At 69.8% G+C, this 8,890-nt stretch carries 14 protein-coding genes; 2 read left to right on the plus strand and 12 right to left on the minus strand.

Annotation, left to right across the window (positions count from 1 at the left end):
* Nucleotides 1–3: 3 nt before the first annotated feature.
* From ACQEU6_RS08790 to ACQEU6_RS08815, 6 genes are all read right to left on the minus strand, one after another.
* Nucleotides 4–438, minus strand: coding sequence for a hypothetical protein (locus tag ACQEU6_RS08790; RefSeq protein ID WP_499330460.1), 435 nt, complete (start codon nt 436–438; stop codon nt 4–6).
* Nucleotides 435–989, minus strand: a complete 555-nt coding sequence (locus ACQEU6_RS08795) for a hypothetical protein (protein ID WP_499330462.1) — start codon at nt 987–989, stop codon at nt 435–437. The genes ACQEU6_RS08790 and ACQEU6_RS08795 overlap by 4 nt, the downstream gene beginning before the upstream one ends.
* Nucleotides 990–995: 6 nt before the next feature.
* Nucleotides 996–1,451, minus strand: a complete 456-nt coding sequence (locus ACQEU6_RS08800; protein ID WP_499330464.1) for a hypothetical protein — start codon at nt 1,449–1,451, stop codon at nt 996–998.
* A 106-nt stretch (nt 1,452–1,557) separates the two neighbouring features.
* Nucleotides 1,558–2,031: a hypothetical protein gene (locus ACQEU6_RS08805; RefSeq protein ID WP_499330466.1), complete on the minus strand. Its 474-nt coding sequence runs from the start codon at nt 2,029–2,031 to the stop codon at nt 1,558–1,560.
* Complete coding sequence (locus tag ACQEU6_RS08810; protein ID WP_499330469.1) at nt 2,031–2,258, minus strand: hypothetical protein; 228 nt, start codon at nt 2,256–2,258, stop codon at nt 2,031–2,033. Before ACQEU6_RS08810 ends, ACQEU6_RS08805 begins: the two co-directional genes overlap by 1 nt.
* Entirely contained in the window at nt 2,255–2,794 is a 540-nt protein-coding gene (locus ACQEU6_RS08815; RefSeq protein ID WP_499330470.1) for a hypothetical protein, read from the minus strand. Before ACQEU6_RS08815 ends, ACQEU6_RS08810 begins: the two co-directional genes overlap by 4 nt.
* A 51-nt stretch (nt 2,795–2,845) precedes the next feature.
* Here ACQEU6_RS08815 and ACQEU6_RS08820 point away from each other — a divergent pair, with 51 nt between their 5' ends.
* The gene (locus tag ACQEU6_RS08820) at nt 2,846–3,214 is read left to right on the plus strand and encodes a hypothetical protein (protein WP_499330471.1); all 369 of its coding nucleotides are present in this window, start codon (nt 2,846–2,848) and stop codon (nt 3,212–3,214) included.
* A 158-nt stretch (nt 3,215–3,372) separates the two neighbouring features.
* Here the strand turns inward: ACQEU6_RS08820 and ACQEU6_RS08825 are convergent, their stop codons facing one another.
* Together ACQEU6_RS08825 and ACQEU6_RS08830 are read right to left on the minus strand one after the other, a co-directional pair.
* The gene (locus tag ACQEU6_RS08825; RefSeq protein WP_499330473.1) at nt 3,373–3,618 is read right to left on the minus strand and encodes a MerR family transcriptional regulator; all 246 of its coding nucleotides are present in this window, start codon (nt 3,616–3,618) and stop codon (nt 3,373–3,375) included.
* Nucleotides 3,619–5,253: 1,635 nt separating this feature from the next.
* On the minus strand, nt 5,254–5,595 hold the full coding sequence (locus ACQEU6_RS08830; protein ID WP_499330476.1) for a PadR family transcriptional regulator: 342 nt from the start codon (nt 5,593–5,595) through the stop codon (nt 5,254–5,256).
* Nucleotides 5,596–6,031: 436 nt separating this feature from the next.
* Here ACQEU6_RS08830 and ACQEU6_RS08835 point away from each other — a divergent pair, with 436 nt between their 5' ends.
* Nucleotides 6,032–6,343 carry a hypothetical protein gene (locus ACQEU6_RS08835; protein ID WP_499330478.1) on the plus strand — a complete coding sequence of 104 codons (312 nt, stop codon included), beginning with the start codon at nt 6,032–6,034 and terminating at the stop codon, nt 6,341–6,343.
* On the opposite strand, the gene ACQEU6_RS08840 is transcribed toward ACQEU6_RS08835, so the two are convergent.
* The 4 genes from ACQEU6_RS08840 to ACQEU6_RS08855 form a co-directional block, all read right to left on the minus strand.
* Nucleotides 6,301–6,879, minus strand: coding sequence for a hypothetical protein (locus tag ACQEU6_RS08840; protein WP_499330481.1), 579 nt, complete (start codon nt 6,877–6,879; stop codon nt 6,301–6,303). The genes ACQEU6_RS08835 and ACQEU6_RS08840 overlap by 43 nt on opposite strands.
* Entirely contained in the window at nt 6,876–7,151 is a 276-nt protein-coding gene (locus tag ACQEU6_RS08845) for a hypothetical protein (RefSeq protein ID WP_499330484.1), read from the minus strand. The genes ACQEU6_RS08840 and ACQEU6_RS08845 overlap by 4 nt, the downstream gene beginning before the upstream one ends.
* A gap of 128 nt (nt 7,152–7,279) precedes the next feature.
* Entirely contained in the window at nt 7,280–7,813 is a 534-nt protein-coding gene (locus tag ACQEU6_RS08850; RefSeq protein ID WP_499330487.1) for an XF1762 family protein, read from the minus strand.
* A gap of 192 nt (nt 7,814–8,005) precedes the next feature.
* Nucleotides 8,006–8,890 carry a hypothetical protein gene (locus ACQEU6_RS08855; RefSeq protein WP_499330491.1) on the minus strand — a complete coding sequence of 295 codons (885 nt, stop codon included), beginning with the start codon at nt 8,888–8,890 and terminating at the stop codon, nt 8,006–8,008.

The following is an 8,890-nucleotide window of genomic DNA, read 5'->3' on the forward strand; positions in this document are numbered from 1 at the left end:
GGATCATTCGGCGTGCGCGCGGGCGAGCGCGCTCTCGTAGGCGGCCTGCTGGCGTTCCAGGACGACCGCGAACGTGCGGGCGGCGTCCGCCACCGCCACCTGGCGGCCGTGGCGGTTCGCGAAGGGCTCGATCAGGGCGGTGAGGGTGTCGACGGTGAGGGGGTCGACCGCCGTGGTGTAGACGGCGTTGACCAGGGGCGGGTAGATCGGCAGGATCGGCGGGTCGTCGACCTGCTGAACCGCGTCGCGGACCTGCTGCCACACCTGGAGCGCGTCCGGGCGACGCGCGAATTGGCCCGTCACCGTCACGTCGACCGTGGCTTCGACGTCGAGGCGGTCGAGCTGGTGGGTGTGGAGTCGGTCGCTGAGCTCGATGCCGAGGGCGTCGGTGGCCTTGTCGGCGTCGGCGCCGTTGAGCGCGCAGATGATCGTCTTCATTTCGCGGGGTTCCGTTCTGCGTTGAGCTGGTCGAGGGCCTCGGCGCGGACCTTGTTGTGGCGGGCGTCAGCGAGGGCGTTGTGGACGCCTGCCGGCTGGTCGGGCAGGGGCGGGTTGCCGAGCCGTTCGGCTTCCTGCCTGAGGTCGTTGGTCCACATCGGGACGCCGGGCGGCAGCGAGATCATCGGGCCCCACAGCTGGGCCAGCGCGACGTGGTCGTAGGCGCCGTACCAGGCCCACAGCTGCGGGTCGGGCGTGGCGGCGATGAAGGTGTGGACAGCGCGGGCGATCTGCGTGCGGGGCCGGACATCGGGGTGGTCGAGGTCGAGGTGCTCGTGCAGGCAGCGGCAGCGGATGCCGGGCGGGTGGGGCCGCTGCGGCAGCGTCGGCCACACGTTGTCGACCAGCCAGTCGTTGGCGAAGAACTTGCGGCGGTCGAAGTCGCTGCTGACGGCGTAGAACTCGCGGCCGTCGTCGGCGACCAGGCCGATGCTCACGAGGTCGATCGTCGTGCCGTCCTCGATGAACTCGCAGTCGTAGAAGATCCTCATCGCGGGTCAGGCCTTCCAGGCTTCGGGGTCGGTGCGGCGGCCCCGCTCGGGCATCGCGTACGGGCTGGAGGCGTAGGTGTAGCCGAGGTGGTCGCCCGTCTTCAGGTGCGGGTTGCCGAGCGAGACGCCGCCCTCGCAGCCGCCGGTGTAGAGGCCGGGGCCGGTCCAGCCGACGCAGGTGTCGCCCTCGTGGCGGCCGTGAGGGCAGCGGTCCAGGTCTGTGACGATCTGGGCCAGCGCTCGTTGCGCGGACTCGTCGACGGGCTGCTCGGTGAGGTATTCGCGGAGCTTGGCGGCGGCCTGGGCGGCGCGCTGCACGGCTGCGGTGAGCGGCGTGTACAGGACCGTGGGATTCAGGTGCCGGGCGGCGTTCGACTCGTCGAGGCGGGTGAGGTGGTCGCTGGCCCACTGCAACGCCTGCGTGATCTTGGCGAGCTCGCGGGTGGCGTCGTCGTTCTTCACAGGTGCGGGGTTCTTTCGCGGGAGGGGACCGGGCGGAGGTGAGGTCGAGGCGGCCCGGCCTTCGGAGCTGCGCGCGGCGCCGGGGGCGGCGGGTTGAAGGGCGGGATCAGGGAGCGGGCCGTCGGCGCCACTCGCCGGGCGACAGCTCCGTGCCTTCGGGTGCTGCGGGGACGTCGTACTCGGCGAATCCGCCGGCGTCGGACGGGGTGAAGACCCACAGGTGGACGCGGGTCCCGTCGGTCAGTGCCGTGACCGTCCCGGCGGCCACGCCGAGCGGGTCGAGGCTGCTCACGGTCGCGGTGACGACTGCGGCGCGCACCGCGTGGACGCCCTGCCTGCCTCGGTACCAGACGATGTCGCCGAGCAGCGGCTCGCGGGCGGGGGCGGGCACTTGCTCGCCAGGAGCGATGATGCGCCGGCCGAGCAGGTCAGCGACCGTCGCGATCATGAGGCTCTTGTTGCCAACCGGAACGTCCTCCCACGGGACGGCGGATGCCTGCCGGGTCTGGTAGCCGTGCGCGGGCGCCAGCCGCTCGTAGGCCGCGTGGAAGGCGCGGGCGATGATCTCAGCGGGGGCCATCACGCTCCCTGGGGGCGGGTTTCGAGGGCGTTGGCGAGCTTGCGGAGTTCACCGGCGATGCTGTCGCCGAGCGTCGAGGCGTGGACGATGGCCTGCACGCGCCGGATCGGCGTCGTAGCGGCGTCGTCGGCGGTTTCCCAGATGGTGCTGAGCTCGCAGTGGACAGGCACTTCGGCGATGGTCAGGCCGTCCAGGACGACCTTCAGCGGCAGGGAGACTTCGCTCATGCCGGCTTCTCGTGGCTGATTCTGAGGAGGCGGGCGAACAAGGTGAGGGTGACCTGCACCAGTTCGCTGCCGTCGATGGTGATCCCGTGGACGCGGACCGGCGCGTCTTCAGGGGCCAGGACGGAACGGCCGTTGATGCGGATGTCGTGCGGGACGATGACGCGCGGGTCCGTCCGATCGTCGAGGCGCTCGAAGATCGCGATGTCCGCGCCCTTGGCCGCCGTGTCGGTGTCGTAGAGCCGCTCGAAGTCTCCGCGGTCCTCGAAGACCTCCAGGCGGCCGTCGCTGGCGCGGACGAATGTGGTCCCCACTCGGGCCGTCGCGTAGCCGGGTCCCTTCTGTACTGCGAAGGACAGGAACTTCTGGGTTCCGACTTCCGCGACGCCGTCGTACCGGCGGCCGAGGAACGCTGCTACCTCCGTGGTGTTCTCGCCGGTCCAGGTCATGTACGTGAATTCGATGGGCCGGGCGAGCGCCTCGGGCCACCGCCTCGGGGCGTTCTTGCTCAGGTTCTGTGGCGCGGGTTTGTCGGGCATCGCGGGTCTCCGGTCGTGCTCGGCGGGAATGGCCGGATGAGGCCGGGCGGGGTGTATCTGCGCAAGTGCGGGCGCGCGCTGAGGTGGGATGCGATCATGCATCGTTTGCTGCCGTTGGGCCTTGCCCTGGCATTCGTGGGCGTGTGGCTCGGGTTCGTACCGGTGTCGGCCGGACAGTTCGAGTGCGGGTCGGTGTACCGACCGAAGTCCCTCAGCACGGACTTCGGGCCGAACTTCCCCAGCGAGTTACAGGGCCCGGCACAGGACGCGTTCGGGTCGACGAACCAGGCGTGCGCGCGGCAGCGGACCCAGCTGGTGGCGTTGCCGATGGCCGCGGTCATCGTCACGGGGATCGGCGCCGCGGTGGCCGGCGGTCTGGCATGGCGGCGGGCGAACGTGCCGGCGGCCGCCGCCGAGTAAGGGTGCGGCCCCTCGCCCCGTGACCCCCCGCTGGGTCGCAGGGGCGAAGGGCCGCTCAATCTCCGGGGTGTCCTGCCTCGCGCGAAGGACAGGCCCGGAGGCGCACTCAGCCCAGATCTTGAAGCTCTGGCGGTGCGCAGTCTGGAGGGGGGCGGGTGTCAGCCGGCCAGCGCGGCGCGCGAGGTGCGCTTCAGACTGCCGCTGGTGCGGAGTGCCGCCTCGTAGGCGAGCCGCTCAGCTCTGACGACGTCGCTGCGGCGGTAGATGGGGCGGCGGGGAGGCGAGCCGTCCGCAGGTGTCAGGTAGCCGTTCGTCCGCCAGGTGCTGATCGTGGACGGCGAGACTTCCATCGCTGCGGCGGCCTGCTTGGTCGTCCAGTACTCCTCGCCATCGGGGCCGATCACGCGATCACCCCCTAGGCGCACGAATGCCCCCAGGCCGGCGTACCGGCTGAGGGCATGGGTGTTGCAGGTGATCTTTAGTTTGGACCGCAGGTCAGAGCGTTGTCAACGAGGGCACCGCGCCTGTTTCGGTCAGTCGCGATCCGACGTCATCTGGGGTAGCTGGATGGTGCAGGGGTGTCCAGCGTGGGCGGGGCGGACACACGCCCAGCCGTCGGCGCTGGCCGCGACGATGTGCATCGCAGGAAGCAGCGGCAAGATCGACGGCCCGTCGACGAACAATCCGTCCTCGGGGTCGGGCCGGGTGTACTCGCGTGCAGCGGTCGACAGCGTGTCTCCTCAACGGCGAAGGAATCCGGGGGGATGCCCTCCATTGTCGTTGCTCAGTCCGACGGAACGCGACCTCGAAGTGCGTCGAAGCCCGACCTCGTCCTAGGCGTCGCTGGATGCTGATGGGCGTGCCGGTAGACTCCGCGATTAGTAGGGCGGCCCTTCCCCATCGCCGCAGCGTCACGGGAGGAGGGCTGTTGCGCGTCTACGTAGAGCTGCCGCCTGAGTGGGGGCCCGGACAGGTAGTCATTGCCGCCTGGCTCCGCGCCGGATACCGCGTTGAAGAGCTCCGATCCCTCGGGACAGGCGAGCGCCGCATGATCGTCTACGGCGGCTCCGTCGCGCCTGAACCATCTGCCGGAGGCGCGGCGACACCGCCAGAGTAGCCGCACGTCGGCAGGGCCGTGCCCGCCTGGTAGGCAGGTCCAACCAGGGCTGCGGGGCTCTGGCAACGTTGCTAACTAGGGATGTCTCGTTTGCCCCCGGAGGACTGGCGCGCCACGGCCGATCAGGCGGGCGGGACGTGTTTGAGGGGGCGGCGAAGTGTCCATGACTGACGGGGCGTGCCGCACAGGATGGAAAGCACGTGAGCAGCCCGTCCCCGGCGGGTGGGCAGCTCAGTGAGCAGGTTCAACCACTCCTCGCAGTAGCGCCCTCGCTCCCCGGCCGGCAACAACGCACACGTCACCACCACCAACCGCCGCGTCACCGCTCCTGGCGGGCGAACCACAGCGCCCTGTTCACGAGACTGGAGTTGGCGCCTATTCAACACAGAGAATTGCCTTTCGACCTCCCGCAGGGCCAGCACTGCTGCATCCACGGCCCGCCGCGCAGAAGGACCCGCTCCGCGCATGACCACCATGTCCGCCGCCCTAGACGCCCTGAGCGCCGACACCTCCGCCTCGCGCGCCCCGCGCCGTTGCCATGGTGAATTTGCCGCATGCGCTGCAATCGACGCGGCACGCGCTGCATTCGCCGCCTCGCGTGCCACCTCCGTCACCAACATCACGAGGTTGCGCTCGTCCCGTGCCACTGCCGTCGATCTAAGCGCTACGAGAGCAGCCGCGTGTGCCAGGTTTACCGCTATCTCCGCTCTCGCCGCGTTCAACGCGATCATCGCTCTCGCCGCGTTCACCTTCGCGGGCAGGAAACGCTCTACCGCAAGCGACGTGTCCGCCGATGTAGTTGCTTTGGTCAGCGAGGCCGCAGCCGCTTGGGCGGCGGTATCAATATGGACGGCGAGATAGGCGTACGCCGTCTCAAGCGGCTCTGCATCGACCTCTTGGCCCGTTTCGGCCGGGGAAGACCTCATGGAGTGGCTCCGGGTACGTGCGGACGCAGAGTGCCCCAGGGCTTGGGCGCGGTGGCGCGGTTGGCGTGGGCCTTAGCCAGGGCGAGGCGGGCGTTCTCGGCACCCTCCTGAGTGAGCTTGTAGTAGCGGCGGCGCGGACGACCGAGAGCATCGGCGTCGCGCTGCTCGTCCGGCTCCTCCCATCGGGAGGTGATCCATCCGGCTTGTTCCAGCCGAGTGATGATCGGATAGACCGTTCCGGTGGGCAACTCGGTGGTCTGCACCATCTCCAGCCCGTACCACTCCCGGCTCGGTTCCAGCAGCGCCTGGCGCAGCACCATCTGGGTTTGCATCGTCATGCGCGGGCCCCGGCTCATGATGCCCCACTCCCCCGCGTCCCCCCGCGTATCGCCAGCAGTACTCCGGCCACCGCGGCTCCCACGCCGACCGGCCCAGCCACCACCGGTATCAAGACCGCCAGCACAGCTGCCAAGACCGCCGTCAGCACGATCCCTGTCCACGCCAGCAGCTCCCACGCGACGAACAGACCGGATCGTCCCGTACCGCTTCCGCGTCGCTCGAACTCTACATAGCCCATGACTCGTACTCTACATAGGGTGCTGTGCCATCACCACCCAGTCCCCCATGGCCACCCGTCTCGTAGGGCCCCGGGAGAACAAGGGCACTCGTTTAGGGCAGACCCTCAGCAGATTCGGACACCAGCCGGTAGCCGGTCGACACGGGCCGGAACCGGTCGAGACGAATACGAGTCCGCCGACCGGGTCTGGAGTGCAAGTGGCCAGCGCCGCGCGGGAGATGCAGCTCGACGATCGCGTGAACGTCCTCAAGGCCGATGATCTTCACCTGACGGCCGCGGCTTCGACGGTCGTTGTCAGCCCAGACCTGACCGATCCTCACGGGGCTGACCGCAGTCTGGGCAAGGCGGGCGCGGAGCCGGGGCAAGATCCGCAAGCACGCCTCTTCGGAGCACGCCGGGTCCTCGCAAGCCCCGAGATCTTCAAGCGCCCTGGCAGCATCCCGAATGAGCGTAAGGTCGCCAGCGTTCACCGGGCGGTTCCGTTCGAACCGTCACGGACGAGCCGGTAGCCGGTCCTACGAGCTCGGCCGGCCTGAGTATTTCTGGTGGCGTGTAGAGCGGTGACGAGGATCGAACGAGGCAGGTTGCCGGTAACGGCATCGACGACCTCGGCGCGGTTCGAGCCCGGCGTGTACTCGACCACCCGGATGGCGGGCCCGCCGCGCGGGTCGCAGGACTCGTAGACCTGCCCGACCTCGACCCGGCCGGGCTGTGCCTGGTCTGGGCGGGACGTGGGCGCGGGTTCGCCGCGGCCGCACACGATCGCGCCGGGAACGTCGCCGCCGGCAGCGACCGCGGGGAGGGCCGCGACGGTCCGCATCTCATGGGCCAGCTCGACGAACACCGCCCGGCCGGTGGCGATGTTCTCCAGCCGGTCGGCGTATTCGGCCAACGCACGGCGGAGGATCGCGGCGCTCTGGTCGGCTGCGAAGCGGGCGTGCTCGGCTACCAAGCGGGCCTGTTGCTCGTCCTGCCATTCGGTAGTACGGCGTGCGAGAGCGGCCCGCAACTCGGCCAGTTCCTCGCGGGAGACGGTCGGGTTCATACGGCACGCTCCGGTGCTGCGAGGGCGGCGGCGACTGCCCCGCCGATGTGGAGGTACTTGCCGCAGGGCCCGGGAAACTCTCCCGCTTCCTGCGCGACAGCAGCGATGGCACCGAAGGCGGTGAGCATGACGTAGCCGATGAGTTCCGGGTCAAGGTCGGGCAGGTGCGCCTGGATTGCTTCGGCGAGCTGCTGGATGCCGGCGGCGGCGTCGGGCGGGGTAGCCGCGGCGATCGTGTTGAGCGCATGAAGGCCGCTCGGAGGTATCTCCATGAGGTTCCTTTCGTTTCGCTGCTGCACCTTCGGCGCTGCGAGGGTCCGTGTAGGTCTGGCGGTCTTCGACGTCATCCGCGACGACGGCTCGCGAGGATCCGGCAGCGCGTGGGGTCGGGCCCGGCGCGTCATGCCGTCCACGCGGGTGCTCTCGCCTCCAGCAGCGTGCGGGGAATGCCCTCGGCGCCGTTCGGTCTGCGCGGTCTTGAAGGGCAGTCCCATCCCCGCCGGGCGGGGCGCTCGGCGATGACGTGCCATCCCGCCGCGCGGAGGCTGGCGCCGCTTTCGCTGCGGCGCACGCTCAAGCACGAGCTGTGGAGGCATCTGGCGTCAGCGCAAGTGGGCCCGAGATGCCTGGTGTGGATGTAGGTGATGAGACGCCCGAAGCCGAGCGCTCTCGTCGCGCGCCAGGCCGCCCCGTACAGGGCGCTGTTGGCGTTGCGGGTGCCGTCCGTCGCGGTGCGGGTGGCCTCCAGGGTCATCCCGTCCTGGAGGAAGCGCGCGACGGGCCGGCCGACGATCGCGACGCCGCGCAGGACGTTGGCTTCGTCGGCGACGCCGAGGCTGAACTTGTGGCCCTTCGGTGGGAGGTGGTGGCGATGCCACATCTCGACGAATCCGCAGGCGTCCTCGAATCGGACCGGGATGACGCGCAGCGTCATCGTGGCCTCCTGAACTCGTTGGCGAGGGCGAGGGACATGGCCACGTAGATGGCGAAGGCGAGCAAGGTCATCGCGGTCGCGGCTGTCATCGTGTCGCCTCGATGTAGGCGGCGGCGAGCGCCCAGCCGATCAGGATGACGAGGTAGAGCGCGGCCAGGAGGCGCAGCGCGGCGGGCCGTGGGGTGTGGCGCTTCATGGGCTGGTGGTTTCCTTGGTCCTGTTCTTCTTCGCGCGGGCGATGTTCCACGCGGCGACGTCCTTCATGAGGTCGCTGAACGCCGGGTCGTCGGGGGTGTCTTCGTAGCGGTGGCCGCAGGAGCGGCACACGGCGTAGTCCTCCAGGCCGACGGCGCCGTCTGGGCGGACCATGTGGCCGCGCTCCCCGCAGTCGGGTTGCGTACACGGGACCGGAAGGTCGACGTCCGAGCCGGTCAGGCCGAGGCGGCGGCGAGCGCGGGCGGCGAGGTCCATGAGCTCGTTGCAGGCGTCGCCGCCGTCCATGGCCGGGAACCAGGTGGCGTAGCCGGCGGCGTAGTGGCGGCGGACCATCTCCCCGTCGGGGAGTTCGTCGGCGGCCTGGAGGCTGATGTAGCGGACCATTTCGGCCGGGCGCAGGGCTAGGAGTGCATCGATGTTCTTCGCGAGGCACCAGGCCATCTCGCGGATTGCGGCTTGGTGGTTGAGCCGACCGGTCTGCGCGGTGGTGTAGCCGCGGCCTCCGGCGACGGTGTCGACGCGCTCGTACCAGGACGCCACCAGGTGGTAGGCAGTGCGCATCAGTTCGTCCATGCCGGTGTTGACCAGGGTCGGTGGCGTGGGGCGTCCGGTGGGGCGGGCGTCGGCGCCGTGCTGCGGCGCGGGGTGGTCACCGAGCATGGAGTTTGCGACGTCGTAGAGGCCGGGGAGGGCGATGATCGTCCGCTTGAGTCCGGCGCGGTCGGCGTCGCAGAGTGTGCGGTAGCCGAGTGCGGGCAGGCGGAGGGTGTGGCCGTTCTCCCAGACGATCATCGCCGAGTCGCAGCGGGTTCCGCGTACGCAGGGGCGGCGATCGTCGTCCGTGTGGTTGCCATGGCTCAT

Source organism: Spirillospora sp. CA-108201, from assembly GCF_050936235.1.
Lineage (GTDB): Bacteria > Actinomycetota > Actinomycetes > Streptosporangiales > Streptosporangiaceae > Spirillospora.

Bases quoted from the DNA above. Each gene is read 5' to 3' on its own strand.
- ACQEU6_RS08810 (WP_499330469.1), bottom strand. From the start codon at position 2,258: ATGAGCGAAGTCTCCCTGCCGCTGAAGGTCGTCCTGGACGGCCTGACC.
- ACQEU6_RS08840 (WP_499330481.1), bottom strand. From the start codon at position 6,879: ATGAACCCGACCGTCTCCCGCGAGGAACTGGCCGAGTTGCGGGCCGCT.
- ACQEU6_RS08855 (WP_499330491.1), bottom strand. From the start codon at position 8,890: ATGAGCCATGGCAACCACACGGACGACGATCGCCGCCCCTGCGTACGC.
- ACQEU6_RS08845 (WP_499330484.1), bottom strand. From the start codon at position 7,151: ATGGAGATACCTCCGAGCGGCCTTCATGCGCTCAACACGATCGCCGCG.
- ACQEU6_RS08830 (WP_499330476.1), bottom strand. From the start codon at position 5,595: ATGACGATGCAAACCCAGATGGTGCTGCGCCAGGCGCTGCTGGAACCG.
- ACQEU6_RS08790 (WP_499330460.1), bottom strand. From the start codon at position 438: ATGAAGACGATCATCTGCGCGCTCAACGGCGCCGACGCCGACAAGGCC.
- ACQEU6_RS08805 (WP_499330466.1), bottom strand. From the start codon at position 2,031: ATGGCCCCCGCTGAGATCATCGCCCGCGCCTTCCACGCGGCCTACGAG.
- ACQEU6_RS08850 (WP_499330487.1), bottom strand. From the start codon at position 7,813: ATGACGCTGCGCGTCATCCCGGTCCGATTCGAGGACGCCTGCGGATTC.
- ACQEU6_RS08815 (WP_499330470.1), bottom strand. From the start codon at position 2,794: ATGCCCGACAAACCCGCGCCACAGAACCTGAGCAAGAACGCCCCGAGG.
- ACQEU6_RS08795 (WP_499330462.1), bottom strand. From the start codon at position 989: ATGAGGATCTTCTACGACTGCGAGTTCATCGAGGACGGCACGACGATC.